The 25,251-nt window shown below is 45.9% G+C and carries 26 protein-coding genes; 12 read left to right on the top strand and 14 right to left on the bottom strand.

Features of this window, described 5'->3' with window-relative positions:
* Positions 1–213: 213 nt before the first annotated feature.
* Positions 214–1,920 (top strand): putative bifunctional diguanylate cyclase/phosphodiesterase, encoded by a 1,707-nt coding sequence (locus tag ACLIIY_RS05570; protein ID WP_434528272.1) that lies wholly within the window; start codon positions 214–216, stop codon positions 1,918–1,920.
* A 101-nt stretch (positions 1,921–2,021) separates the two neighbouring features.
* Here the strand turns inward: ACLIIY_RS05570 and ACLIIY_RS05565 are convergent, their stop codons facing one another.
* The 5 genes from ACLIIY_RS05565 to ACLIIY_RS05545 all read right to left on the bottom strand — a co-directional run bounded on the left by ACLIIY_RS05565 (position 2,022) and on the right by ACLIIY_RS05545 (position 6,403).
* A complete protein-coding gene (locus ACLIIY_RS05565; RefSeq protein WP_005442071.1) occupies positions 2,022–2,495 on the bottom strand; it encodes a response regulator in 474 nt (157 codons plus the stop codon).
* Positions 2,482–3,819: an ATP-binding protein gene (locus tag ACLIIY_RS05560; protein ID WP_038896477.1), complete on the bottom strand. Its 1,338-nt coding sequence runs from the start codon at positions 3,817–3,819 to the stop codon at positions 2,482–2,484. The genes ACLIIY_RS05565 and ACLIIY_RS05560 overlap by 14 nt, the downstream gene beginning before the upstream one ends.
* A 3-nt stretch (positions 3,820–3,822) precedes the next feature.
* Complete coding sequence (locus tag ACLIIY_RS05555) at positions 3,823–5,241, bottom strand: SLC13 family permease (protein ID WP_039842949.1); 1,419 nt, start codon at positions 5,239–5,241, stop codon at positions 3,823–3,825.
* Between the two features lie 209 nt (positions 5,242–5,450).
* Positions 5,451–5,930 (bottom strand): GNAT family N-acetyltransferase, encoded by a 480-nt coding sequence (locus ACLIIY_RS05550; RefSeq protein ID WP_434528271.1) that lies wholly within the window; start codon positions 5,928–5,930, stop codon positions 5,451–5,453.
* A complete protein-coding gene (locus ACLIIY_RS05545; protein ID WP_265987731.1) occupies positions 5,927–6,403 on the bottom strand; it encodes a GNAT family N-acetyltransferase in 477 nt (158 codons plus the stop codon). The genes ACLIIY_RS05550 and ACLIIY_RS05545 overlap by 4 nt, the downstream gene beginning before the upstream one ends.
* Positions 6,404–6,534: 131 nt before the next feature.
* On the opposite strand from ACLIIY_RS05545, the gene ACLIIY_RS05540 reads away from it, so the two are divergent.
* The gene (locus ACLIIY_RS05540) at positions 6,535–6,996 is read left to right on the top strand and encodes a DUF417 family protein (RefSeq protein ID WP_285379329.1); all 462 of its coding nucleotides are present in this window, start codon (positions 6,535–6,537) and stop codon (positions 6,994–6,996) included.
* A gap of 100 nt (positions 6,997–7,096) precedes the next feature.
* Here the strand turns inward: ACLIIY_RS05540 and ACLIIY_RS05535 are convergent, their stop codons facing one another.
* The 4 genes from ACLIIY_RS05535 to hisD all read right to left on the bottom strand — a co-directional run bounded on the left by ACLIIY_RS05535 (position 7,097) and on the right by hisD (position 10,933).
* Positions 7,097–7,816 (bottom strand): alpha/beta fold hydrolase, encoded by a 720-nt coding sequence (locus ACLIIY_RS05535; RefSeq protein WP_434528270.1) that lies wholly within the window; start codon positions 7,814–7,816, stop codon positions 7,097–7,099.
* Between the two features lies 1 nt (position 7,817).
* Complete coding sequence (locus ACLIIY_RS05530; RefSeq protein WP_262635275.1) at positions 7,818–8,822, bottom strand: cupin domain-containing protein; 1,005 nt, start codon at positions 8,820–8,822, stop codon at positions 7,818–7,820.
* An 82-nt stretch (positions 8,823–8,904) separates the two neighbouring features.
* Complete coding sequence (locus tag ACLIIY_RS05525; protein ID WP_045411381.1) at positions 8,905–9,639, bottom strand: SDR family NAD(P)-dependent oxidoreductase; 735 nt, start codon at positions 9,637–9,639, stop codon at positions 8,905–8,907.
* Position 9,640: 1 nt separating this feature from the next.
* On the bottom strand, positions 9,641–10,933 hold the full coding sequence (gene hisD, locus ACLIIY_RS05520) for a histidinol dehydrogenase (RefSeq protein WP_408738593.1): 1,293 nt from the start codon (positions 10,931–10,933) through the stop codon (positions 9,641–9,643).
* A 288-nt stretch (positions 10,934–11,221) separates the two neighbouring features.
* Between hisD and ACLIIY_RS05515 the strand changes: the two genes are divergently transcribed.
* The 8 genes from ACLIIY_RS05515 to ACLIIY_RS05480 all read left to right on the top strand — a co-directional run bounded on the left by ACLIIY_RS05515 (position 11,222) and on the right by ACLIIY_RS05480 (position 20,531).
* A complete protein-coding gene (locus ACLIIY_RS05515; protein ID WP_122067468.1) occupies positions 11,222–11,971 on the top strand; it encodes an HpcH/HpaI aldolase family protein in 750 nt (249 codons plus the stop codon).
* Positions 11,972–12,121: 150 nt separating this feature from the next.
* The gene (locus ACLIIY_RS05510) at positions 12,122–13,078 is read left to right on the top strand and encodes a LacI family DNA-binding transcriptional regulator (RefSeq protein WP_434528269.1); all 957 of its coding nucleotides are present in this window, start codon (positions 12,122–12,124) and stop codon (positions 13,076–13,078) included.
* Positions 13,079–13,346: 268 nt separating this feature from the next.
* Entirely contained in the window at positions 13,347–14,342 is a 996-nt protein-coding gene (locus tag ACLIIY_RS05505; RefSeq protein WP_434528268.1) for a TRAP transporter substrate-binding protein, read from the top strand.
* 57 nt (positions 14,343–14,399) lie between these two features.
* Complete coding sequence (locus ACLIIY_RS05500) at positions 14,400–14,963, top strand: TRAP transporter small permease (protein WP_434528267.1); 564 nt, start codon at positions 14,400–14,402, stop codon at positions 14,961–14,963.
* Positions 14,960–16,240, top strand: coding sequence for a TRAP transporter large permease (locus tag ACLIIY_RS05495; RefSeq protein ID WP_434528266.1), 1,281 nt, complete (start codon positions 14,960–14,962; stop codon positions 16,238–16,240). The genes ACLIIY_RS05500 and ACLIIY_RS05495 overlap by 4 nt, the downstream gene beginning before the upstream one ends.
* Positions 16,241–16,773: 533 nt before the next feature.
* Positions 16,774–17,748 carry an ester cyclase gene (locus ACLIIY_RS05490; RefSeq protein ID WP_039842962.1) on the top strand — a complete coding sequence of 325 codons (975 nt, stop codon included), beginning with the start codon at positions 16,774–16,776 and terminating at the stop codon, positions 17,746–17,748.
* Between the two features lie 49 nt (positions 17,749–17,797).
* Positions 17,798–18,793 carry an ester cyclase gene (locus ACLIIY_RS05485; protein WP_009704222.1) on the top strand — a complete coding sequence of 332 codons (996 nt, stop codon included), beginning with the start codon at positions 17,798–17,800 and terminating at the stop codon, positions 18,791–18,793.
* Positions 18,786–20,531 (top strand): sodium:solute symporter family transporter, encoded by a 1,746-nt coding sequence (locus tag ACLIIY_RS05480; RefSeq protein ID WP_078608568.1) that lies wholly within the window; start codon positions 18,786–18,788, stop codon positions 20,529–20,531. The genes ACLIIY_RS05485 and ACLIIY_RS05480 overlap by 8 nt, the downstream gene beginning before the upstream one ends.
* A gap of 72 nt (positions 20,532–20,603) precedes the next feature.
* Here the strand turns inward: ACLIIY_RS05480 and ACLIIY_RS05475 are convergent, their stop codons facing one another.
* From ACLIIY_RS05475 to ACLIIY_RS05460, 4 genes are all read right to left on the bottom strand, one after another.
* Positions 20,604–20,972, bottom strand: coding sequence for a hypothetical protein (locus ACLIIY_RS05475; RefSeq protein WP_132699066.1), 369 nt, complete (start codon positions 20,970–20,972; stop codon positions 20,604–20,606).
* A gap of 485 nt (positions 20,973–21,457) precedes the next feature.
* Positions 21,458–21,790 carry a tetratricopeptide repeat protein gene (locus ACLIIY_RS05470; RefSeq protein WP_434528265.1) on the bottom strand — a complete coding sequence of 111 codons (333 nt, stop codon included), beginning with the start codon at positions 21,788–21,790 and terminating at the stop codon, positions 21,458–21,460.
* Positions 21,791–21,956: 166 nt separating this feature from the next.
* Positions 21,957–22,619, bottom strand: coding sequence for a Type 1 glutamine amidotransferase-like domain-containing protein (locus ACLIIY_RS05465; RefSeq protein WP_434528264.1), 663 nt, complete (start codon positions 22,617–22,619; stop codon positions 21,957–21,959).
* 115 nt (positions 22,620–22,734) lie between these two features.
* Positions 22,735–23,214 carry a nuclear transport factor 2 family protein gene (locus ACLIIY_RS05460; RefSeq protein WP_171370912.1) on the bottom strand — a complete coding sequence of 160 codons (480 nt, stop codon included), beginning with the start codon at positions 23,212–23,214 and terminating at the stop codon, positions 22,735–22,737.
* A 140-nt stretch (positions 23,215–23,354) separates the two neighbouring features.
* On the opposite strand from ACLIIY_RS05460, the gene ACLIIY_RS05455 reads away from it, so the two are divergent.
* Together ACLIIY_RS05455 and ACLIIY_RS05450 are read left to right on the top strand one after the other, a co-directional pair.
* Positions 23,355–23,753 carry a winged helix-turn-helix transcriptional regulator gene (locus ACLIIY_RS05455; RefSeq protein WP_434528263.1) on the top strand — a complete coding sequence of 133 codons (399 nt, stop codon included), beginning with the start codon at positions 23,355–23,357 and terminating at the stop codon, positions 23,751–23,753.
* Positions 23,754–24,175: 422 nt separating this feature from the next.
* Positions 24,176–24,406 (top strand): PAS factor family protein, encoded by a 231-nt coding sequence (locus tag ACLIIY_RS05450; RefSeq protein ID WP_005442035.1) that lies wholly within the window; start codon positions 24,176–24,178, stop codon positions 24,404–24,406.
* Between the two features lie 91 nt (positions 24,407–24,497).
* On the opposite strand, the gene ACLIIY_RS05445 is transcribed toward ACLIIY_RS05450, so the two are convergent.
* Positions 24,498–25,238, bottom strand: coding sequence for a hypothetical protein (locus tag ACLIIY_RS05445; RefSeq protein ID WP_434528262.1), 741 nt, complete (start codon positions 25,236–25,238; stop codon positions 24,498–24,500).
* Positions 25,239–25,251: the final 13 nt, after the last annotated feature.

Genomic DNA, 25,251 nt, shown 5'->3' with positions numbered 1-25,251 from the left:
AAAGTTTTATAAATACCGATTATTAGTCGCATTATTCTAATAATTACTCTATTACACAGAAACTCTTTAAGCTCATTAACACAACAGACTGCCAATCTGATTCGACTAGCTTCGTTTGCAGTGTAAAAGGACAAACTTCAAAAATATGTCATTTGCGTGTAGCCCGACTTATATACTTATCTCCACAGCAATTTGGATTGCGGGGGCAGTATCTTGACCAACAAGGTTGATCAAACCATTTCTGAGCACGATCGCGAGTTTCTGCAGATCGTTGAACAACGCTTCATCCATATCTTCGATGTGTTCAGTGAAGGACTCTTCTACATGGATGAGTTTGGCACCATGGTTTTCTACAACCAGCGCTTCTATGAGCAGTTTGGTATCAATGCGGGCCGTATTAACCTCGATAGATGGTTAGATTTGGTGCACCCGTTAGACAGAGAACGCCTGTCTAAACGCGTTGACGCCCACATCAATACCGACAACACACGCGTAACGACAACCTACCGCCTGCGCAAACCAAATGGCCAATACGTTTGGATTGAAGGCGTCGCAATGACCAAAGAAACAGAACAAGGTCATTACATGGTTGGCAGCCACAGAGACATTTCTGAGCGAAAACTGATGGAAAGCTACATCCATCAGGTCGCCTTTCATGACAACGCGTCTGGTATGGCAAACCGTGCGCACCTGCTGCTGAACATTAATGAGTTTGTGAAATCGCAAAGCACTCACGCGTCGATTTTTTACATTCAGATTGAAGAGATCAAATCTTACCTCAACCAATACGGCAGTGAACTTGTCGACGGCTTGGTTGAGAAATTGCTGCAAACCTTAAGCCACCTCCCTTCTCCTAACTGCACCGTTTATCGGGTTCACGACGATGACTTTGCCATCCTCGTGCTTGATGATGTGCCGTTGGAAGCGCTTCAAGCCTACGCTCAGACCATTAAGCAAAACTATCACGAAGCAGTAGTGGAAGAAGGACAGTACCTCGGCAGCAACATCAGCATCGGTTTATACCCATGTGTTGACCCAGAACATTCAGCCGAAGAGATCGTGCGTAAAGCAGCCCGCACATGCCAATACGCGAACGAGAAGAACAAAGATCGCATCGCGGTGTACAGCCAGAAAACGCAGTATGCCGTGGACCGTTATTTCTTTATTGAGCAAGGTTTGAAAAACGCACTGGAAGAAAGAACACTGAGCGTAAAATTTCAACCCATCGTCAGTGCATCCGATCTGCAAGTGGTGAGTTTTGAATCTTTGGTACGTTGGCGCAGCAAAGAATTTGGCGAAATCTACCCGGATGAGTTTATCCCGGTAGCGGAAAACAAAGGCTTGATTGTCGAGCTTGGCTACCAAGTGTTTGAGAAGGCATGTCAGTTCATTAAGAGCTATCGCGCACGCTATCAAAATCAAGTTCGCGTGAATGTGAACGTGTCTGTTTTACAGCTTCTCAATAGCGAGTTCCCGAGTAAAATCAAAGCAATGACAGATGAAGTCGGCATAGAGCCACAAGCCATTGTGCTTGAGCTGACCGAGACCTTTATTCTGGACAATAACCAAGCCGCCATTGCGCCATTAAATACGTTGCGAGAGCTTGGTTTCGCTCTCTCCTTAGATGATTTTGGTGCCGGATACAGCTCGTTAAACTGCTTCTTTGATTTGCCAATGACGCAAATTAAGATCGACAAATCGATGGCGTGGAAAACCCTCAGTAACCGTTCATCTCATGAGTATTTGAAATTCTTGATCACCATGTGTCGTGAACAAAATATCGAAGTGGTAATTGAGGGCATTGAAGACGCGAAGATGTGTGATTTCTTTGCGGAAATGGGCGTGGATTATCTACAGGGTTATTGGTTCTCGAAACCCCTATCAGTGGCAAGCGCAAGCCGATACACGTTAAGCCAATAATTTGGTTTTAAGCCACTCGTGTTGAGCCAATAGCTTCAAATTAAGACCAAATCTAACTGAGCTAGCGAGTTTTCTAGCTCAGTTTGTATCGTATTCAGCTGTTATCTCAAACGGTCAAACACAACATTCTGATCTAAGTGCTCGTGGTATTCGGTGTAGTCTAAGCCCATATCGAAGATGTACTTCGTCACCAAGTTTCTCACACACTCCACCAATTGCTCTGCCTGCCACGGTTTTTCGAAGTAACGGTCGATACCCGCAGAGTTAATCGCATTGATGGTGTCCGTGTGCGTCGCCTGCCCGGTAAGCAGCACTTTGCGTGTACGAATAAATCGGCTGTCTTTGGAAATCTCTGTTAGCAGCTCAACACCGGTTTTACCCGGCATCACGTGGTCAGAAATGATCAACGCAATCATCTCACCTTCCGCATCTAGCTCATCCATTAACTCAAGTACTTCATCGGCAGACTCGCAATCTTCAATGTTGAGCCACTGGCTTAACGACTGTAAGTCTTGCAGAACCGCGCTTAACACCTCTCGCTGGTCATCAACGCAAATTAAATTAAGCTTGTCCATGTTCGTCCTCTACCGGTAGTTTAATTCTAAATATGGTTTTTTCGCTGTCGCTTTTCACTGCAATCGAACCGTTATAGCCCGCCACAATTCGCTTCACGATCGACAGCCCTAGCCCTAAGCCAAACGACAAGCCACCTTTCTTGGTCGTGAAGTTTGGTCGGAAAATCTTTCTGCGTGTCGCTTCATTAATCTCAGGACCGTTGTTTGCAATGGTTACTAAGATCTTATTTTTGCTCACACGCGTTTGTATCTCTATCGCTGGCGAGTCCGTTTCTCTCATCGCATCGCAAGCGTTCTTTAAAATGTTGACCCAAATCTGCACCAGCTCGGTTTGCGAGCCAACAAACAAAGGTAAATCAGCCGGACTAAAACGCACACTGACGCGTCTTAAATCGCTTTGTAGCAAAGCAAGCGCTTGGTTTATCGAGTCGTTGACTCTGAGCCCTTCTTCCTTATCAATGTCGGTACGCCCCAGCTGTTTCACTGATTTCACGATACCAACGGTGTGTTTTGAGGCAATGCGCAAATCGTGCAAATCACGCCCCATCTGCCAGTAACGAATCGCCTCTTCTGGGCGCTTTAACCAGTGCTCGTTAAGGTAATCGGTCGGGACAGCGCGAGCTAACTCACGGGCTAAATCTTTAGGCAGACCGTAATATTTCTCGAAATGTCGCCCTCGTGTTCTTGCTTCACTCGATGAGATTTTTTGCCCTTGCATCAATCCAAAATCAAAAAACTGGCTCGCCTCAGGATGCACCTCTTCAAGCAATCCCATGATCACCGATTCCAAGCGCTCTGACTTACTGCTCACCACGCCAATGGCATTGTTAAGCTCATGCGCAATGCCTGCAGCCAGTTGGCCAAGAGTCGTCATTTGCTCTGCGGTATGCAGTTTTTGCAATGCCTTCTCTTTGCCCAACGCTTCTTGCATCGCTCGACGTTGACGACGAGAAAGCTCGTTAACCATTACCGGCATAAACTGTGCGGTTAAAGGGCCGTACTTACCTGCTTCTACCGCTGGCGTATTGCGCTCAATCCACGCTAACTCAACGTCCGTTTGGGCAATCACCGTTGAAGAGGCGGTCCACGTTCCAGAGAAAAAACTGTGCACACCAATAAACGCGCCCTTAGATGCCGCAAACACCTGAGTCTGCTTTTTGCCATCCTCAGAGAAATAACCAGCAAGCTCGCCAGACAATACGTAATAGAGCCGCTCGTTGTAGCCGTCTTGTTCAATCAATACCGAGCCTGCCGACACCGTAATGCGACGCTCGATATGATTGAAGTAACGCTCTACCAGCGTATCTAATTTACTCTCGTACATGGCTTAACCAATGTGTCCTACGGTGTGAAGAATCCACACCATCAAGAAACTCAGCAACACACCAACCACACCTAACACGACACCAACGCGCGCCATTTGATTGCTTTGCACATGACCTGTAGCGTGAGCCAACGCATTTGGTGGTGTACTGATTGGCAGAGACATACCAAGCGATGCCGCAAAGGTCACCACAAGAATCAACGTCACTTCACCACCGAGAGGTGTTAACGATGCCATTGAAGTGCCGAGCGCCGCCATAATTGGCATCAGCAAGTTTGCTGTCGCGGTATGAGACATAAAGTTCGCCATCAGCAAACATAAGAACGCCGCACCAAACAGCACCACATAAGGCGAGAATTCATCAAATGGAATGCTGTGAACCACCAGCCTTGCCAAACCTGTCTTGTCTAATGCAAGACCCAACGCGATACCGCCCGATACCAACCAAAGCACATCCCAAGAAATCTTCTTAAGATCTTCTTTGTTGATGATGCCCGTCAGTGAAAATACCGCGACCGGAATCAAAGCTACCGTGTAAGAGTTCATACCGTGCGCCGAGCCCATCAACCAAAGCAGAATCGTGCCCGCAAACGTGATGTACACAATGATGGCTTTCGGTGTTTTCAAGAATTTGCTCTTGATGTTGAGGTCAATTTTGGTCGTCTCAGCTTTGTAGAGAAAATCGATCAGGAACCATGCTAGCGCCATCATCACAATGACAAACGGCACGCCAAACACCATCCATTCACCGAAGGTAATGAGGTTATCACCCACTAGGTATTTAAGCGCAATCGCATTCGGTGGCGTTCCAATTGGAGTACCAATACCGCCGATGTTAGCCGCGACAGGGATACACAGCGCAAACGCAATGCGTCCTGGATCTTTCGGGCCAAACACCGCGATAACCGGCGTCAAGATGGACAACATCATCGCCGTCGTTGCTGTGTTCGACATGAACATCGAGAAGATTGCGGTAATCAGCATTAAGCCCAGCATGACGTATTTCGGGTTTTGTCCGAACGGCTTAAGCAGTACGCGCGCTAAGTTCACATCCAATCGATACTTTGTTGCCGCCATCGCGAGGAAGAATCCACCTAAGAACAGCATGATGATTGGGCTGGCGAACGTCGCCATGATGTCACTGTATTGCAGCAACTCACCAAAATGAGGCTGACCTTCATCAAGCCGAAAGAAAATGATGCCCTTGTTGGAAACGAGCAACAACTCAAGCACGATGATCACCACAGAGGTGGCGTAAATTGGGATCGGTTCAAATACCCAACAAAGTGCAGCGAGCAAAAATATCGCGATAACGCGCTGCTGAATGATGGTCATACCTTCGAATGGAAACGCTGACAGTGGCATCAGCAAAATGAGCAAAGGGATCACCGTTGGGATGATGTATTTGAGATAAGGGCGCATAGTACTACTTCTCTTCCTGAGATGGTTTGCCGTGAGATAACTGACGTAAGGAGCTGTTTTAACTGGCTTCCTTTCGCCACTCCGAAGAGAAATTATGCGCGCGCTTTTGAGGAGGGATTCTGGTGTTAGATCAATGAACTCTTATTCACCGCAGAAAACATGCGGTATCTGTGTTCAAGCTCACTAATTGAGCGAGGATTATTTATTGATCACACATCCTTTTCGTCTAGATGCCTTTCCATTACATAGTTGGTTAACGTTGCACCACGGACTTCGATTTGCTGCTCGTTCACAACAGTAAAACCCATGTGCTCATAGAAAGGACGAGCGGTAATACTCACTTCTGAATAGATCCTATCCAGCCCTTTTGCTTCTGCTTGCTTGATAACATGAGTCATCAATGCACGTCCTACACCTTGCCCTTGGTATTCATGATGGCAGAAAAAGTGATCGACTAACCCACTTGGCTGAACATCGCTGTAGCCAACGATGACGCCATCTAGCTCAGCAACAAAAGGCTGGATAGCGGTCATTTTCTTTAGCCACAGTTGTGCATCAAATTCGTCCGGTGCCCAAGCTTTCACTTGTTGCTCGGTGTAATCTCTAAGATTAATGTTGCGGATAGTGTTGTAGAAAAGTGCCCACAGTATCGGGGCATCTTGCTCACGAAATTCACGGATAATCATCAAACGCCCCTCAATAAATCAATCTGCATGAGTTGCCCTCGCCCACTCGGCTCTCCCACTGGATACCAGCCATGTTTTCGATAAAAACGTTCACCGACATCATTGCCCGGAATGTAGCGTAATCTGGCGTAGGCACAGCCATCATCGACAAAACGCTTCAATAAGAAGTCTTGTAACTGCTTCCCTAGTCCTTGATTGCGGAATTCTGGCTTCAAGTAAAACAGATTAATGTAACCAAATCGCAGCCCTTCATCGTCCAAAACCGGATGTCGGCACTCCAGTTGCCCGATGATTTGACCATCTTTAATGACATGGAAGAATCCCGCTTCGTTGTCATTGACGATCGATTGAAACCAAGAAGTGATTTCTTGAATATCAAACCCATCCTGATGGCCAAAACTGACCTCATAAGCGTCTTTTCGAAACGCGATACACAAATCCAAATGACGTGATAAATCTACAGGAATAAATTCCATCTAAGCCAATCCTTTTTATTCTTCGTCTTTTTGCTATATAGACATTAGTTATTTTATATAACCATAAATTCAAGAATTTTATAATTCAACTGTCGGTCATTTGAAAACATGCTTTTATAGGAGAAGTTATTATGCATGCATCATCTGTTTCCCAAAAACCGACACAATTTGGTTACTACCTTGGCGTATTTGGCGTTGCCCTTGTTCTTATCTGGTTGGGTATTTATAAATTCACCCCAACTGAAGCCAAATTAATTGAACCTTTGGTGGTTAATCACCCTGCCATGTCTTGGCTATATGGCATCATTTCCGTTCAAGCTGTATCTAATATCATTGGCTTAACCGAAATAATCGTGGCACTCGGCCTATTGGTTGGATTGAAAAAGCCAACGGTTGCCTACTACTCTGGTATTGCTGCAAGCGTTATCTTCCTAGCGACACTGAGCTTCCTAGTTACGACACCAAATACGTGGAAAGTTTCCGACGGTGTTTTGATTGCGAACTTTTTTCTTGTGAAAGATATTCTGTTCCTAGCGATTTCAATCAGCGTGGTTGAGCGAAACAAACCAAGTTTGGCGCCAGCTATCGCCTAGTTTTAGGAAAAGTATCGAGAGATAGAAAAGAGAAAGCGCCATGACGATATGGCGCTTTTTGTTTAGAAGAGCTTTGAAGATTTAAGAACGGAGTAAAAAACTAGAATTTGGCTCGATTCAGCTCCAGCCAGTTTGAGATAATCTGACCCACTTTTTCTGGCGCTTCCATCGAAGAGAGATGCCCGCAATCTGGTATTACGTTCAACGCAACATCATTAATGTGGCGCGCCATTTCAAGGTGATTATCGATAGGACAAAGCAAATCTTGTTTACCCGTTATTACCAAAGTCGGCACCTGTATATCGGCCAATAAAGGTCGAGCATCTGGGCGAGTGGCTAGCGCTTTGGCATGCGCTTCAAACGCTTCCAAACCGACATTGATCGCCATGTCGTCTATACGCTCAGTTAACACTTTGTCTTGCAAACGGCTTGGATGAATTAGCACAGGCATCAGAGTATCAGGTGTAATGTATTCAAACTCACCATTTAACGCTCGACTAACCAGTGCATCACGCGTTTGTGTCACCTCTGGCTTTTCATCCGCCGCGTTGGTGTCCATTAGCACCAAACCTTTGACTCTATCTGGCGCTTGGCGGTACACCTCAAAGGCAAGAATCCCACCCATCGATAAGCCACCGAGCACAAACTCTTGCGGTGCATCTTGCAACACTTTCTGCGCTAACTCTTCCATTGAAGGCATTGACGCCAGTGTCGGGCATTGCGGAGCGACCCAACTTGGCATCATTTGATTGATGTCCTCAAACAATGTGCCATCACAAAGTAGTCCGGGCAGCCAAACGAGTGAGGTGGATTGCGTCATCTTATGCTCCTGTCAGCGGCTTTGGTTGATCAGAACCAAGAATGCAATACGTCAAACTATTACCACGCAAGTTCGTCAGCGAGTAAGACGCACCTTCTGGAACATTCAGCACATCACCGCGCGTTAAAACAACATTCGCTTGTTCGCCTTGATGCGTGAGAACCACTTCAGTATCACCATCAAAATTGATCAGCACTTGTTTTTCTTCTCGGCAATGTTGAGGAATCGAGCCACCTTCAGAAAGCTCATAAGCCATGATGCTCACTTCATCTTCACTCTTAACTTGGAAATCATAGCCCGCTAAAGGGTGACCAGTTACCGCATATTGCTTGACGTTGCTGGCACTGAAGTCGCCTTTGATTGCACGATAATCTTTTTGCAGAGCGACGAACGGCATCATCTCTTCTGTGGTGTAAGTATCGAACTTGGCTAGTTCCTCTTTGGTAAGAAGTGGCATCAGCTCAGACTCATTTGGCACCGCATCGCCATCAATGGTGTCCACCAAAGTGCCATCCGCTTTCAAGTACAAACCGTGGCCTTGGCTGTCTTTGATAACGTTTGGATGCCAAATAACACCACCACCTGAATCGTCTCCGCCAAGTACCGAGAACATAAACCCGTAATCACGGCCAACCACCTCAAAACCACGGAAGAGATTGGTTGGAATAGAGATGACATCGCCATGAGACAGCACCGCCTCGTGTTCACCATCGTTCCCCCAATAAAAACGGAATTGGCCTTTGAAAACCAAGAAAAGTTCAGCGGTACGATGAGAGTGCAACGAATTTTTGATGCCCGGCGGTTGGCCTGCCGCACCAATGTTAAAGCCCGCAGTATCACGAATGTGAACGTGTTGACGACTGCTCTCTGCCACCCCTGCACCGATAATGCAGAAGTTATCTTTCAGATCACTGCCAGGTGTACGCGCATCGATAAACGCACTGGTACCCGGAATCAGCTCCATATAGCGGACCAGATTGTCATTCATTTTTGTTTGTAGAGTCATAGGAAATCCTTGTTGTCCTTGTTTGAACCTAGCCTTGAGTTGTTAATTGCAAACCGACTGTTAGTTACAAACCGAGCGTTAGTTACAGTCCTAGAGGTCGACCGCCATCAACCGCGATGGTATTGCCTGTCGAAAAGGTCAGAACTTCTGCCGCGGCGTACACGGCTTGAGCGACCTCTTCATCATTGGCTAAACGCTTGAGCGGCGTGGATTGTTCTTGTTGGTTTCGCCAAGCATCGTCCAAGCCTTTGACAAACTCGGTGTCGACAAGCCCAGGCGCTACCGCCAAAACGCGAATCTCGGGAGACAATGCGCGAGCTAAAGAACGAGTCATGTTTTCTGCGGCAGATTTACTCGCGCAATAAGCAATGTTACTGCCCATCGCTGTCTGTGCCGCGATAGAAGTAATATTCACCACACAACCTTTGGCTTGCTTGAGCAAAGGCTCAAACGCACGAACCATAGCAAAAGGCGCACGGACGTTCACTTGGAAAATTTGGTCAAACAGTTGGTCATCCAAACTTTGCAGATCGGCATGCGCGACAAACTTCGTCATCCCCGCACAATTAACCAACAAATCTAGCTTGTCGCTCATTTCACTGACTTGATGTTTAAGCTGCTCAATCTCACCCGAATCTGCCACGTTCAGTTTGAATGCCAAATGCTCGTTACGTGGTAACGAAGAAAGCACGTCGTCGGCGGCTTTCTGATTACTGTTGTAAGTCAGAATTACGCGATATCCAGATTGAGCTAGCTTGCGACAAATGGCGGCACCCAGTCCGCCACTGCCGCCTGTGACTAAGGCAAGTTTCGACATATTACGCCTCTTCCACTTTGCCTTTGTAACGGCGTACACGAATATCCGCTTGCTCTTTGTGACCGGCAAAACCTTCTAGTGCACACAAGCGAGAGCAGTACTCACCCACTTTTAGGGATGCCGCTTCCGTGACACGCTGGTAAGTACAGGTCTTGATGAACTTACCTACCCAAAGACCACCGGTGTATCGCGCCGCTTTCTTCGTTGGCAGTGTATGGTTGGTACCAATACATTTATCGCCGTAAGAAACGTTGGTTTCACGACCTAGGAACAAGGCACCGTAGTTGGTCATGTTAGCTAGGAAGTATTTAGGATCTTCCGTCATCACTTGTACGTGTTCAGAAGCGATATCGTTTGCCACTTCCACCATTTCTTCGTAGCTATCGCATACGATCACTTGTCCGTAATCTGCCCACGCTTTACCCGCAACTTCCGCCGTTGGAAGAATGGTTAACTGACGTTCAATCTCTTTGATGGTCTCTTGTGCAAATGTCTCGCTGTTGGTCAACAATACAGCGGGAGAGTTGTAACCGTGCTCGGCCTGACCAAGCAAATCCGCCGCTGCCAATTCAGGGTCACAGCCTTTCTCATCAGCAATGACAAGAGTTTCTGTTGGGCCTGCAAACAAATCGATACCAACGCGACCAAACAACTGACGTTTTGCCTCTGCCACAAACGCGTTACCCGGCCCTACAATCATATCGACTGGCGCAATAGTCTCCGTACCCAATGCCATAGCACCTACCGCCTGAACACCACCGAAGCAGTAGATTTCATCTGCACCCGCCATTGCCATCGCAGCGACAATCGCGACGTTCGGCTGGCCGTTAAACGGAGGCGCACAAGCAATAACACGTTTTACGCCGGCTACTTTCGCCGTCAGTACACTCATGTGAGCGGATGCAACCAATGGGTACTTACCGCCAGGGATGTAACAACCGACGCTGTTCACTGGAATATTCTTATGCCCCAGTACCACACCAGGCATGGTTTCTACTTCGACGTCTTTCATTGAGTCACGTTGAATTTGAGCAAAGTTTCGAACTTGTTGTTGAGCGAACTCGATATCGTGTCGAGTCGATTCATCAAGCGCATCCACACAGGCTTGGATCTGCTCTTCTGATAAGCGGAATTGCTCCGGCGACCAGTTATCAAACTTTTCAGACAACTCACGTACAGCGCTATCACCTTTCGATTCAATATCAGCAAGAATGTTTTCGACAATCTGACGCACTTTTGCGTCGTTTGATGCTGATGCTTCTTCAGTGATTCCGTTTTTTAAAATGCGTGCCATTGGGTTTCTCCTTGAACATTGAGGCTGACGAACGGTTATTTTTATGCTTTTGGATACGAATGCAAAATCAGATTAAACACTTAATTAACATTTGACAAGTTAAGTCAACAAACAACAAAACCACCTTTAAGCATTTGTATTAACTAATTTAAACAGGATATAGAAAGTAATTTCGACTTTGGTTGCGTTTGCTTTTTAATCAAAAATGAGTTTTAGATCACATCATTTTTACTCATCATTTACATTTCACCATGTTAGTTTTTGCATACCTTTGCAAAGGAGAAAATCATGAGCAATTTTAAGCAACGTCTGAATCAAGAAACGCTATTAGGTACATTTGTTAAAACCCCTCACCCTCACATTATCGAAGTATTGGCACTGGCAGAGTTGCCTTTTGTGGTACTGGATGCAGAGCACGCACCTTTCGATCGTTCCTCGCTTGATCTGTGCATCATGGCGGCCAGAGCGAATGACCTCGCGTGCGTGGTACGAGTACAAGACAGCGCCCCTTCAACCATTTTGAACGCGCTTGACTGTGGCGCGGCGGGTGTACAAATTCCCCATGTTTGTACTGCTGAACAAGCGACACAATTGGCGAAAATCTGCCATTACGGAGAAGGTGGCCGAGGGTATGCTGGCTCCAGTCGAGCAGCGAAATACGCCACCAAACCCATGGTTGAACACTTGAAAGACAGCCGTGCTAATACGATTGTCATTGCCCAAATTGAAGATCCTCAAGGGGTCGAAAATGTTGAAGCGATTGCCAATGTTGAAGGTATTGATGCACTCTTTATTGGCCAAGTCGATCTCACCGTCGCTTATGGGGCAGATAGCGTTCATGACGAGAAAGTCGCGCAAGCAAGTATGCGAGTAATCGAAGCGGCCAAAGCAGCCAATAAACCTGTTGGCATGTTTGTCGCCACAGCTCAACAAGCTCGGGAATGGCGTGAACTCGGTGTTGGCTTCTTTTGCGTTGGGTCTGAACACAAGATGATCATTGATGGCTTTAAACAAGAGAGAAATGTGATGAATTCTTGAGTTTTCTCCGATATTTACGCCTTATCAATGTAATGCTCTAGACACATAAATCCCCTAGCCCATACACTCATCACGTATGGAAAGGTCCAATGACCTTATATAAGGAGTATCACCATTAAAGCGAAAGTAACTTCGATAGACGTCGCGAAGATGCTCGGCGTCTCTCAATCGACGGTATCTCGGGCATTTAGCCCAACCGCGAGTATTAGCGAGAAGAAACGCAAAATGGTGATGGATGCCGCAGCTAAGCTCGGATACACACCGAACGCAATCGCACGAAGCCTGATTTCGAATCGCTCGGGTCTAGTGGCGATTGCGCTTGATAGCGAATCAAACCCAATGTACGACATGCAATCTCGTGCTTTGGCAGTCGAAATTCAAAAGCGTGGTGGGCAAGTCGTGCTTTGTCCTATCGACAAGGACGACCTCGATCTCGCCATTTCTCGTGCTATTGAGTATCAAGTAGACGGGCTCGTTATCGCCACCAGCCGTTTGACCTCACGCGCGTTTGCCCAATGTGAAAAATTTGGCGTTCACTTAAGCCTTATCAACCGTTATGCCGAAGGCATTAATGCCAACAGCTCTGGCATTGACAACCGATTGGCGGGCCAACAAGCAGCCGAGTATTTAACACAGAAAGGCGCAAAACAATGTGCTTACATCAGTGGTGATGCAGGTTCAATGACCAGTGAAGAGCGATGGCTTGGCTTCTCTTCAAAACTGCAAGAGCTCGGCGCTCCATCCCCGACCTTTATTCAAGCCAAATACAGTTTTGAAGCTGGCCTAGATGCTGCGAAAGAAATCTTGTCGCATACCAGTAAACCCGACGCGATTTTCTGTGCAAACGACATCCTCGCTATGGGTGTGATGGATGGTTTACGCCAAGCCGGAGCAAAAATCCCTCAAGACTTCTACGTGATGGGCGTGGATAACATTCCGATGTCTGCTTGGCCTAGTTATGATCTGACGACCATCGCTCAACCCGTCGACAAAATTGTTCAGCGCGCGGTTGAAGATCTAATGAACCGCATCAATGGCAATCAGGACGCAACGGGTGAGTATCTTCTCGAACAAGGCACCTTGATCGAACGCAGCAGCACCCTTTAATAAATTCATATTTATTCATTCTTAATAAACAAAATGCCCTGCTTTCGAGCGGGGCATTTTTCTGTGAGCGCGATTAAATTTTAGCCAATCATTATTCAATTCTGCTTCAATTTTCTGACCTTGTTATTGACTTGTTACTTGAATGTTTTATTTTGGATTCGTATGCAAAATGGATATGAATTGCTCAATTAATTTATAAAAACATAACAAGTAGTGTGTCTTGCCGACGAATGCCTATGGCAGGTCATACCATAAACAAGGAAGAACGATGAAGAAAGCAATCATAACTTCGCTTACCGCACTGGGATTCGCACTGAGCAGCATGAATACGTTTGCAAGCAACGTTATTCGTCTTGCTCACGACAGCCAAGAAACGTCTCCGGTACACAAAGCAATGCTCTATTTCGAACAAGAAGTGGAAGCACGCTCAAACGGTGAGATAGAGGTCGAAATCTACCCTGCGAGACAACTGGGCGATGTGCGTGAGACCACGGAACTTGTGCAGCAAGGCAACTTACAGATGACGTTTGGAGCGTCTGTTTTACTCTCTCCCTATGTCCCAGAATTTAACGTGCTCGACGTGTTCTACCTTTTTGATAGCGAAGAGCAAGCACACAAAGCGCTCGACAGCGAGAAGATCGGACAACCATTGCTGAATGCTATGGAGTCAAAGGGCTTTCACGGCTTGGGCTTCATGGAGGTCGGCTTTCGTAGCGTGACTAATAACAAACAACCAATAGACAGCGTTGAAGATTTGAAAGGGCTGAAGATTCGCTCAGCATCGAACCCAACCCAGATCAGTGCGTGGAAATCCGTGGGTACCGCACCAACGCCTCTCTCTTGGGGTGAAATATTTACCTCGCTCCAACAAGGTCTGATTAACGCTCAAGAAAGCGGCATCTATTCGATTTATGCCGAACGCTTTTATGAAGCGCAGAAGTACCTCTCTTTGACCAACCACATTTACACCAACTACGTACTGTTCATGAACAAATCGTTTTGGGATTCACTGCCTGCAGAACAACAGGCGCTGATCAGTGAAGTAAGTAAAGAAGCCATCGCAAAGCAGCGCGACCTCGCCGCCAAGCAAAACCAAGAAGTGATCAAAGATCTCGAAGCGAAAGGCATGACGGTTAACATCGTTCCAGATGACGTACGCAGCATCATGAAAGAAAAAATGAATGCAGCCGTGTACCAAGATCTGCGTAGCAAGACAGGTGAAGACTTGTTTGACAACGTGATTGCCGAGATAGAACGCCTATAACTCCCACTCTTTTGCACGATCTGGAAACAGGTCGTGCTTTCCGTTTTGGAGGTGAATATGAAGTGGTTTCGCTTACTAGACAAATACCTAGAACCTACCCTTATCGTTATCGCGATCTCGACGATGACAACTTTACTGTGCTTGCAAATCGCACTACGCCTATTTGACGCAACGATCGCGTGGGCTGAAGAGTTGGCTCGTTATTTATTCGTATGGGCGATGCACCTGAGCATCAGCTACTGTATCCGAGATGATCGACACATCCGTATTCGTGTGTTCATCGATAAACTTCCGGGCAATTGGACGCAATTCAGTTTGATTGCCTCTGATCTTATCTACCTTGCCTTTAGTGCCACTGTCGCCTGGTTTGGATTTAAGGTCATCAACCGAAGCCTGCAACTCGGTCAGATCGCACCCGCAATGGAAATACCTATTGCTTGCCTGTATGCGTCCGTTTTGGTTTGCGCAATCTTAAGCTGTGTGCGCTTGGTAACCAGCATTTATCAACGCACTAGCGCACTATCCAATACCAGCGAACGGATACCCTTTTCACGCCAACGCTATCGCCATCTAAAAGCCAAGTATCGTACTTCTAACCGACTATTGGAGTTGAACGCATGACATCTGCACTTTTGTTTGGCAGCTTTGGTCTGCTTCTGCTCATTGGCGTTCCAGTCGGTATTGCTCTGGCGGCATCCAGTATGGTCGCGATATTAAGCCTGCCCTTTCTTAACATCGAGTTCTTAGTACAAGGCTTGGTGACAGGGCTCGACTCCTTCCCTCTCCTTGCTGTCGTTCTCTTCACCTTAGCAGGCAACCTCATGAGCCAAGGAGGGGTCTCGAAACGATTATTACACGTGGCGGAGGTCTTCTTTGGCCACTTTACTGGTGGGCTTGGCATCGTCGCCATTGTGGCGTGTATGTTCTTCGCTTCCATCTCTGGTACAGGGTCTGCCACCGTTGCCGCTATCGGCCTGACGATGATTCCCTCTATGGTGAAGAAAGGATACGACCGCAGCTTTGCCGGTGCCTTGATCGCCTCTTCCGGCGGGATTGGCGTCATTATTCCACCCTCTGTGGTGATGATCGTCTACGCGATCACAGCTGAAGTCTCGGTCACCAAGATGTTCATGGCGGGCATCATTCCTGGCTTGGTCGTCGGTATGGTATTGATCGGCTACTGTCTAATTGTCTCCAAAATGCGGGGCTACACTGGTAATGAGCGCAAAGCGACTTGGGCAGAGCGTCTTGATGCGCTAAAAGAAGCCAGTTGGGCAATGCTACTACCCGTTATCATTCTCGGTGGCATCTATTCCGGCATTTTCACGCCTACCGAATCAGCCGCCATTGGTGTGCTCTATGGCTTGTTCTTTGGCATGTTTGTTTATAAAGAACTCAAACCAGCGCAAGTGGTGAAAATCATTCTAGAATCGTCACTGTTAGTTGGCGCTGTGCTCGTCATTGTGGGTGCGTCCGTGACGTTTGGCCGTATATTGACGCTAGAACGTCTACCAACCGAGATCGCTCAGTTCATTCTATCGATTACCGAAAATAAACTGCTGATACTGCTTTGCATCAATGTTCTGTTGTTGCTTGTCGGTACCTTCATGGAAACGCTGGCGGCCATTGTTATTCTCACACCAATTCTGCTACCCATTACGTCAGCACTCGGCATGGACCCCGTTCATTTTGGTATCGTAATGATCGTGAACTTGGCCATTGGCTTTGTTACGCCTCCTCTGGGTGCCAACCTGTTTATGGCAAGTCAGGTAGGCAAAGTACCAATAGAATCGCTCTCTAAAGCCATTATGGGCTGGATTGGAGCAATGATAGTGGCCTTGATGTTGATTACCTTCATCCCTGCCATCTCTCTATCGCTGCCTGCGCTTCTATCCTGAACCCAAACTTCATAGGCCCGTAATAATTTCTCCAGCCACTAGGTATGCACCTTTCTAGTGGCTCTTTTTGTTTTTACGGGCGCTAGTGGCGGCCTTACAGCACTTAGCATTCGTATGCAATCCACTCTCATTCTTGTTTCATTTTGGTTAGACTTGCGCCAAAACAGAGAAAAATAACTAAGGTTCCCATAAAGCGATACCAAAAAGTACCTTAAGTACTGATTGCTCTAACTATTTCTTTAAAACAAACACAACCACCCTAGTTAAATCATTAAAAACAGAGCATTAGAAAGAAATTCATACAAGAAACGCATCTTAACCCTGCCTATAAATTCACTCAACAAAGGCCAGACTTTTCTTACAACACCACATTTATCGTGTTTATTTTTCGATCAATTGTTAAAAATCTGATCATCAGCACGCTATTTACACACCACACAAACAATCCATTGACAAGTTTGCAACATGAGTTAGTTTTGGATACGTAATCAATTTTAATCCAATACATAACTATTCAGCTCAGGAGGTGATTTATGGCCATGGTTGGCTTCGATGAAAAGTGGCGTGACTTTCCCGACTACATTCTTGGTATCACAAAAGAGATTTGGGAAGATCGTGGTTTGAACACCTTGGAACACTACTACTCTCCTGACATTGTTGTTCGCACTCCACTCTCTATCGTTCAAGGAAACGAGGGAGTAATCAGTGCTACGATGGCGACGCTTGCAGAATTTCCGGATCGTACTCTCTATGGCGAAGATGTCATTTGGTCTGGTACGCCAGAACAAGGCATGCTTTCTTCTCATCGAATCATCTCTACCGCAACGCACAGCGGAAACGGCTTCTATGGACAAGCTTCGAACCGCAAGCTTCGTTTCCGCATTATCGCGGACTGCCACGCTATTAATAACCAAATCAATGACGAATGGTTGGTTCGCGATCAAGCCGATATCGCGAAACAACTGGGCATGACATCTGAAGAGTTTGCACGCCAGCAAATCGAATTCGAGGGTGGCGTGGAATCAAGCCCATTTCCATTCACACCTAAAGCCGATATTCCAGGCCCCTATTTGGGCGTAGGCAATGACAATGAATACGGCCAACGCTACGAAGCGATTCTAAGAAGTCTTATGAACGCCGAGTTCTCTACCGTACCAAAAGAATACGATCGCGCTTGTATCGGCGAATACACAGGCGGTCAAACTGCCCTATCACACTCGGAAGTTGACCATTTTTGGATGGCACTTCGCGCGTCCTTTCCTAATGCTCAATTTTCCGTTCACCATCGTATCGGCCGAGATGACGACATGATGTCACCACGCGCTGCAATTCGTTGGTCTTTGCACGGTAAGCATGAAGGGTATGGGATGTTTGGTAAGCCTTCGGGGAAAGAGGTTTACATCATGGGGATCAGCCACGCTGAGTTTGGCCCTTGGGGTCTTCGTCGAGAATTCACTTTGTTTGACGAGACCGCAATCTGGAAGCAAATCCTGCTACAGCAAGGCTAACGGCTGATTAAACACTATTCATTCAAATCACAGACAGTAAGGAAGCAACATGTCACTCAACATCATCGAACAGTTCTACCAGAACTACTTCAACGCCGCAGATAAAGAGCAAAAACAGGCCGCTCTGCAAGCTTTGAACCCTGACGTAAAATGGTGCGTGGCGCACCCTGTGAACGATCTCAATGGCCCAGATGCAACCCACGAATCTTTCCTCTCACCACTTGTTAATGCTTTGCCTGATGCCGAACGCCGACCAATGATTGTGATGCACGGCGAATACGAAGGCCGTACTTGGTACAACTCTACTGGTTACTTTATCGGTACGTTTGAACAGCCACTGTTTGGCATCCCTGCAACAGGGAAAACACTCTACTTACGTTACACCGAAATGGTGTGTGTGGAGAACGACCAAATCACCGAATCATACATGATTCCAGACTTCATCGATGCGATGAATCAAGCGGGAAGCAACCCTCTTAGAAAAAGCTTAGGCCACGATGGCTTAGTCCCTTCTCCTGCGACGTCAAACGGTATCCAACATTCTGTTGTGTCTCTTAAAGAAAGTGAGAAGAGCGCCCAATTAGTCGAAGATATGTTGTCTTGCTTGGGTCGTTTTGATGGTCAAGATCTCTTCTCGATGGATTTAGAAAACTACTGGCACAGTGACTTTATGTGGTACGGCCCAGCAGGTATTGGCACTACGCGCGGTATCAAAGGTTTCCGTAACCACCATCAAGCACCATTCGTGTTCGCCTTCCCTGATCGAAGTGTCGATATTGAGGTCAATTTTTTGGCCAAAAATGACTACGTATCCACAGGTGGATGGCCACATATGCACGGTACTCATACTGGTCACAGTGGCTGGCTCGGTCTTGCTCCAACAGGAAAACACATCGAACTTCGCGTTATGGATATTTGGCGACGCGAAGGCGATTTACTGAAGGAAAACTGGGTGGCGATCGACATCGTTCATATCCTGCTGCAACTTGGTTATGACGTATTTGCACAAATGAAAGAACAGTTAGAAGGACCTAATTATGCATGAGTTTGGCGCACTTAACTGGAGCATCCTTGGCGGATACATTGCCCTAACGTTAGTACTGGGCGCGGTAATTGGTAAGCGAGTGACTTCTGCGAGCCAATTCGCCTTGGGTGACAAAAACATTCCTTGGTGGGCGATCGGTATTTCAGTCGTTTGTACTTACGTCAGTGCTATGTCGTTTCTTGGTGGGCCGGCTTGGTCATACAAAGAAGGTCTGTCGGTTATCGCGATTCACCTCAATTACCCTCTCGTGATCTTCTTCATCGTGGCTGTATTCATGCCGTTTTTCTACAACAACGGTTTAACGTCTATCTACGAGTATCAAGAGAGACGTTTTGGTAAGGCTTCTCGACTGACATTGTCGTTTATCTTCCTTATCAAACAAGCATTGAGCTCGGCAGCGGTACTCTATGCGACAGCGATGATTTTAGAGTTCATCACAGGTATCGACGTGATGTACTGCATCATGATCGTCACTGCAATTGCCCTTATCTACACCGTAATGGGCGGTATCGCGGCAGTCATTTGGACTGATGTGATTCAAGCTGTGATCTTGTTTATCGGCGCATTCATCATCATTGAAGCCGTTTGGAATGGCATGCCTGCCCCGATGACGGAGGTAATGGCAGAACTCAAAGCGAAAGGAATGACAGATGCTCTACAGACAAGTTTTGACCTAAGCCAAGTAACGACTGTATGGGCTGGCGTTATCGCAATGACGATGTTCCACACCACCGTGTATGGCGGTAACCAAATGATGGTACAACGCTGTATGGCCGCTAAAAACATGGGCGATGCGAAAAAGGCAATGTTGATGATGGGCTACGTGGCCTTCTTTATTTACTTTGTCTTTATCCTACTTGGCGTACTGTTCAACGCTTATTACGACGGTAAAGAGTTTGAAAATGGCAACACCATCATTCTTCATTATGCGAGTGAATATGGAATGCCAGGCTTGATGGGCATCATTGCTGCAGCCATTCTTGCAGCAAGTATGTCGAGTCTCGATTCCGCGTTTAACTCAATGGCGACGGTGTCAGTGGCTGACTTCTACAAGCGCTTCTACAAACAAAACGAATCGGAAGAGCACTATTTGAAAGTATCGCGCTTCTTCACGGTTGCGTGGGCGATTTTGGTCATCATCCCAGCGATAATGTTCGCCACCAGCACAGGCTCTGTATTGGAGGTGCTGAGTAAGGCAGGCTCTTACTTTGTTGGTGCGAGCTTCTGTATGTTTGTCCTTGGTTTCTACTCAAAACACATTACGGAAAAAGGCTTGTTAATTGGCGTTGCTGCTAGCTTCTTGGTGATTTGGTATGTGGCCGTTGCGACCGATATTGCGTGGCCTTGGTACTGTGTGATTGGTGTGATTGTGAATGCCGTTGTCGCTTATGCTGCCAGCCTTCTCCTGACGGGTAAACAAGATGAAATGCACCTTTACACAGTGAAAGGCCAACAAGCGGAGTACGCTCGTCTAAATAAACCAATCAAGCAAGATGGGTGGTACGTCGTTCCCGGTAAAATCGACGCTCCGTGTTACGGCTTACTTGTTATGTTTGTGTTCTCTCTCGTGATGCTTTGGGGAATCAACGCCTTTACTGACGACGCGCCTATGTTAATTAACTTTATGCGTGGTTGTTCTATCTTCGTCGCAATGGGTGTTGCTGGTTACGCGGTCTACTCTTTGAAGAAAACGAAGAAAGAGAAAGTCGAAAGCATCAAAAGTATCGACCCCTCTTAAGCATGGTTGTCGCTGCAAAGCCCCGCACTATTTGCGGGGCTTTCTTTATTTACCAAACTGTTTATTGAGGCATTAAGCTTCTATCAGCCCTTGCTTTTTTAGCTCCGCAGTTATGGCATTACGGGTTCTACCATGTTCTTCTGCGAGCGAGGTTATTGTTGTACCAGAGGAAAACTGCTCAGATAAACGCTCGCGCTGCTCAGGTGTCCACGGCAATCCTGCGTTCTTTGGTAAACCATTCGATTCATTTTCTAACTGTCTTTGCTCAATGGTTCTTTTGGTTTTGTTCACTTTTGATGATGGCTTTAAATCTTGCAAAACAGCGAACATTGCTCGAATAACGATAGGCTCATTGTAAAGAGATTCACTTGGCAGCGCCTCTCCTGTTATCGGATTCGTGCCATTCGCTAAGGCTTCTATTACTTTCCAATGTGCTTCCATTACTCTCCTCCTTGAGCCACCTATGCCCTCATCAAACCACTTGCGATAAGTTAATCAAAAGGACATATAAAGAGTTTGGAGAGACTAGCAATTAGAAACAGACTGATATTTAGTTCAATTACATCGCCTCTTTCTAACCGGTCACAAATCTGTACTAAAAGCGAAAACCTGCCATAAGCAGAACACTAACCAGTGTAGGGATGGACCACGCTAAAACGCTTCGATATGGCAGCATGTGAATGAGGAGAGACGGATGACGTTTCAGTTCCATCATTGGAAAATGAGTAAGCCAATGCTGCTCCGGACTTGTAAAACATGCCCAAAAGCGTCGTGTATAAGGGTGAGCACAGATAGCATACACATAGCTGGAACAAATTGACCATATTCCTAGAAAGCCAACGAGCTCAACGAGGAAGAATGCTTCTAGGCTAATAGGTAACACGGTAGGTCCACTTAGCAATACAATGGCAATGAAAAGCCAAATCTTACGGTTCATATACGTTCCTTGTACTGTTCTTCCTTAACTCTTCCAATCCTTGGAGCGCTTTTAACGTCGATGACTCCAGAAGCGGCTTATCGTATTTTCGTCTGATGTTAAGTGCTTCATTAAACAGCGCTTCTACCTCTTTCAATCGCCCCTGCTCTACATACAACTTGCCCAAATGCTGATAACTAAAGCTCAAATACAACTCAGTGGCAGACGCCTGACTTTGTATGAACAAGCTTATCGCTTCATCATAGTCGCCCATGTACTGTTTTGATGTTGCCAAAACGTGCAAAGCCCAAAACTGATGCTTGTTACTCAAAGCGCGTTTCACGACACGCTCTCCGATGTTTATTGAAGTTTGGTAGTTGCCTAGCACTCTTAAGCTGTCAGATAACAAAATCTGTTGCCATTGTGACGCCTCTGGCTGCCTTCGAAGCCAAAAGAGAAGACATCTACTCCCGCTTTTGCACAGTCGTGTAAGCGCATCTAAGCTGGGCTTATCTCTTTGAAATCTCATCATTGCCATTTCGGATTGTGATTTGAGCATTCTCATCGCTATATATGGCTTTGCTTGGATTACCATCGACAAAATGCAGCGCAGCATAATCACTGAGACCGTAGCAGGTCACATCAAGCTGACTATGGGCAAAACGCTCGAACAGGTCGTATTTTTCGTCGTTCTCAACAAAGTGGGCAGATGCTAAACCTTTCAAAAGACCGATCCCTTTGATGATGGAGTAAGCCTCTGGATCACTATCGGTAATCCCATAATCGAACCAACAAATAGCGCCTGCGCTCATCCCGCAAAGTATGATGCCGCGGTTGTAACACTCTTTGAGAATGTCATCGATGCCCCATTCTTTCCATAGAGCCAACATAGAACGGGTATTGCCACCGCCAACGTAAATCACATCTTGCTCGAACAACTTGGTTCGCCAGCCTTTCTCTAACTTGAACAGAGGAAAGTGCGTGAGGTGTTCGCTCAACTTAGCATTGTGGAAGCGGGTGATGACTTCTTCCGCATCGCCAGTAGCAGTTGAGAGATAACAGATTTTGGGGTTCTTCTTGCCCGTTAAAGACAAGATGTACTCGTCGAGTTGGCTTGGGATCTCTCCCATCATCCAGCCGCCTCCACCCAGAACGACGCAATGTTTCTCCATACGAGTGCTCTTTTAGTCCTTTAAAAAACATGCTTTGTGATGAACAGAATGGAGAGTTAACGCAAGAACTTAAAACCCTTTACACTCCATGTTCGGAAACGGAAATACGAGCGTTTTAAAACACCCCATTTGTATTCCGTACCTTACCACCAGCAAACAGGTTATACAGTCGCATGTCCATGCTGATTCCTTGAACTGCATCCCAATGTTCTACTAATTCACCATCTTCCACTTTCCATGTATCGATGATGTTCATCCCTTTTGAATCGTCACCACGATGCGCTGCCTTAAGTGTGGCATGAGAATGCAGAATGACGTGTGTTCCATCGACAAAAACGTACTTCACATCGTAACTAAACTCTGGTGCATTTTTCACCAAATCGCTCATAGTTTTGATAACACCCTCGATACCATCTGCCATATTGCGATTGTGCTGTTTGTAGCGTTTACCTTTGAAGCGATCTCGGATGGCGTCAAAATTATGATCGTTCATTATCTGTTGAACAAACGTCAACGCCGCCTCTGCATTCGCTTTGTCTTCCTGACTCCAATGAGCCTTAATAAAGGATTCAAACTCAATTTTTGAATTAGTCATAAGTTACTCCAATTTCGGTTCTCGTCGACCACTTCCTCGTGGCTTTAATTTAGCTTGCATTTTGCAAGTTAATTAATTTGCTTGCAAAATGCAAGTGAATTATCATAACCACAGTTATAAAGATTAAATCGAGGAATATCATGTCTAGACGCTCCGACTGCCCTATTTCCAATGTCCTGGACATCGTTGGTGATAAATGGAGCCTGCTTGTTCTGAGAGATCTGATGTTTTTTGGTAAACACTCTTTCTCCGAGCTACAAGGCTCAGAAGAAAAAGTTGCCACAAACATTTTATCGAGCCGCTTGGAAAATCTTGAAAAAGAGGGGTTAGTTCAGAAACAAGTAGACCCTTCTGACAAGCGAAAAAAGGTCTACTCTCTGACACAAAAAGGCAAGGATATGCTGCCTATTCTTCTAGAAATGATGATTTGGAGTAGTAAGTACGCTCCAGAAACGAACGCACCAAAAGACTTTCTCGATAGAGCGATAAATGAAAGAGAGAGCCTAATTGACGATGTGTTTAAGCGACTGGATGGTTAGTGCTTTCTCAAATAGAAAAAGGAGCAATTGACCGCTCCTTTTTTCTCACTATACGAAGTTCTCAAAATCAAACTTGAGCATTATTCATCTGTTTTTGTTAAGGCATTCGTCATTAACAAAAGACAATCACTGAACCATTTTGGCTTCAAGAAAGTAAGCTTTTTAGAGCCTGAATTACGACCATTCGCCTCGCAAAATTAGTGCTCTTTTTCATAGCATTGAAGTGTATAGAATCCGCAAAACAACCAACACAGAGTTTTCTTTATACTATTGATTTTATTGAAATTTAAATTCCTGCCATATCGAAGTTACTTCGCTTAGCGAATTTATATCAGACCATTTTTCTGTGATTGGTGCTTCTTAATTTCTGATTGTAATCGAATACAATACATATGCACCCCGTGCAATAAAAAAGGAATTATATGAAAACGCTTATTTACGACACGCTTGTCAACCTTGCTAACCAAGAACCTGAACACCACGCAAAGATCCGCCAAAATCTCTATGAGCAATTGGATTTGCCATTTGATAAACAGCTTGCTCTTTACGCATGCGCGCTTGGCCCTGCGAGTTCTGGTAAGTTGGAGAGCCGTCAAGGTATCGACAATGCGGTAGACAGCGCAGTGAGACTGTTAACGACTCCTGAACGTTAATCAGCTTTACACTTGTAACGGCCCAACTCCCCTGACGGGCCGTTTTTCTCCATATAAATTAATATGTTCGGCTGGAGATAACATACTTCAATCAGTCTATGCACTTGTTAGTTTTAATGCGGTTTTGAATGCTGCCATCTTCACCACGCAGTCTATACGTTGATTGGTCAATTGCTAAAATTCGATCTTCCGTTTTTATGTTATCACCCCCAATTGAAATCAGGTATCCATCTTTAACAAACCAAGTTCCCGTTAAAACTTCTTCTACTTTTTGGCATGATTTATCTTCATACCAACGAGCGACTAAGCTGCCGTCATGGTGATAAGTGAGGCTAACACCTTGCTTCATGAGAGTCTGATCTGCCTCACTTAATGTCCAAGTTCCAACAAATAAATCCCTAACTAAAGGGGCATTGTTAGGAGCAGATGACTTACTCGTTCTTTTCCGTGAAATCTTTACAACATCGGAGGTAACCAAATTTAAGATACCATCGTACATGGGCTCTGAGATTGTTGTCGTGCTGCGCTTTTTCTCACTCACGATAAGTCGCTCTTTTAAACTGTATATCAGCTCACCTTCGATATCTAAGAGCACCTCAACCGCTAAGTCATCCCCATCATAAGTAAGAACACCGTGTGCTTGTTCAGAAAAATACGCAAAACCACCTTCGATACGAGTTAGCGTGTGATTCCCTTTTAAGTTCATAACAACACTAGTATTGGCATTTAAGGAAAAATCGAGTGTATCCTCAAAGGAGATCGGCTGGTAACTAAAAAACGTCTTGTTGTAAATTGTAGCTTTCTGATATGCACTCTCGAATATTTTCTTCATGGCTAGCTCTAAG

The sequence above is a fragment of the Vibrio sp. K4 genome (assembly GCF_051122595.1).
Lineage (GTDB): Bacteria > Pseudomonadota > Gammaproteobacteria > Enterobacterales > Vibrionaceae > Vibrio > Vibrio owensii.
The sequence above is the reverse complement of the archived record's forward strand: the minus strand, read 5'-3'. Positions and strand labels throughout refer to the sequence as shown.

Excerpts from the sequence above, each read along its gene's own strand:
- ACLIIY_RS05565 (WP_005442071.1), bottom strand. The coding sequence starts at position 2,495 with ATGGACAAGCTTAATTTAATTTGCGTTGATGACCAGCGAGAGGTGTTA.
- ACLIIY_RS05560 (WP_038896477.1), bottom strand. The coding sequence starts at position 3,819 with ATGTACGAGAGTAAATTAGATACGCTGGTAGAGCGTTACTTCAATCAT.
- ACLIIY_RS05555 (WP_039842949.1), bottom strand. The coding sequence starts at position 5,241 with ATGCGCCCTTATCTCAAATACATCATCCCAACGGTGATCCCTTTGCTC.
- ACLIIY_RS05545 (WP_265987731.1), bottom strand. The coding sequence starts at position 6,403 with ATGGAATTTATTCCTGTAGATTTATCACGTCATTTGGATTTGTGTATC.
- ACLIIY_RS05540 (WP_285379329.1), top strand. The coding sequence starts at position 6,535 with ATGCATGCATCATCTGTTTCCCAAAAACCGACACAATTTGGTTACTAC.
- ACLIIY_RS05535 (WP_434528270.1), bottom strand. The coding sequence starts at position 7,816 with ATGACGCAATCCACCTCACTCGTTTGGCTGCCCGGACTACTTTGTGAT.
- ACLIIY_RS05530 (WP_262635275.1), bottom strand. The coding sequence starts at position 8,822 with ATGACTCTACAAACAAAAATGAATGACAATCTGGTCCGCTATATGGAG.
- ACLIIY_RS05525 (WP_045411381.1), bottom strand. The coding sequence starts at position 9,639 with ATGTCGAAACTTGCCTTAGTCACAGGCGGCAGTGGCGGACTGGGTGCC.
- hisD (WP_408738593.1), bottom strand. The coding sequence starts at position 10,933 with ATGGCACGCATTTTAAAAAACGGAATCACTGAAGAAGCATCAGCATCA.
- ACLIIY_RS05515 (WP_122067468.1), top strand. The coding sequence starts at position 11,222 with ATGAGCAATTTTAAGCAACGTCTGAATCAAGAAACGCTATTAGGTACA.
- ACLIIY_RS05510 (WP_434528269.1), top strand. The coding sequence starts at position 12,122 with ATGCTCGGCGTCTCTCAATCGACGGTATCTCGGGCATTTAGCCCAACC.
- ACLIIY_RS05505 (WP_434528268.1), top strand. The coding sequence starts at position 13,347 with ATGAAGAAAGCAATCATAACTTCGCTTACCGCACTGGGATTCGCACTG.
- ACLIIY_RS05500 (WP_434528267.1), top strand. The coding sequence starts at position 14,400 with ATGAAGTGGTTTCGCTTACTAGACAAATACCTAGAACCTACCCTTATC.
- ACLIIY_RS05495 (WP_434528266.1), top strand. The coding sequence starts at position 14,960 with ATGACATCTGCACTTTTGTTTGGCAGCTTTGGTCTGCTTCTGCTCATT.
- ACLIIY_RS05490 (WP_039842962.1), top strand. The coding sequence starts at position 16,774 with ATGGCCATGGTTGGCTTCGATGAAAAGTGGCGTGACTTTCCCGACTAC.
- ACLIIY_RS05485 (WP_009704222.1), top strand. The coding sequence starts at position 17,798 with ATGTCACTCAACATCATCGAACAGTTCTACCAGAACTACTTCAACGCC.
- ACLIIY_RS05480 (WP_078608568.1), top strand. The coding sequence starts at position 18,786 with ATGCATGAGTTTGGCGCACTTAACTGGAGCATCCTTGGCGGATACATT.
- ACLIIY_RS05475 (WP_132699066.1), bottom strand. The coding sequence starts at position 20,972 with ATGGAAGCACATTGGAAAGTAATAGAAGCCTTAGCGAATGGCACGAAT.
- ACLIIY_RS05465 (WP_434528264.1), bottom strand. The coding sequence starts at position 22,619 with ATGGAGAAACATTGCGTCGTTCTGGGTGGAGGCGGCTGGATGATGGGA.
- ACLIIY_RS05460 (WP_171370912.1), bottom strand. The coding sequence starts at position 23,214 with ATGACTAATTCAAAAATTGAGTTTGAATCCTTTATTAAGGCTCATTGG.
- ACLIIY_RS05455 (WP_434528263.1), top strand. The coding sequence starts at position 23,355 with ATGTCTAGACGCTCCGACTGCCCTATTTCCAATGTCCTGGACATCGTT.
- ACLIIY_RS05450 (WP_005442035.1), top strand. The coding sequence starts at position 24,176 with ATGAAAACGCTTATTTACGACACGCTTGTCAACCTTGCTAACCAAGAA.
- ACLIIY_RS05445 (WP_434528262.1), bottom strand. The coding sequence starts at position 25,238 with ATGAAGAAAATATTCGAGAGTGCATATCAGAAAGCTACAATTTACAAC.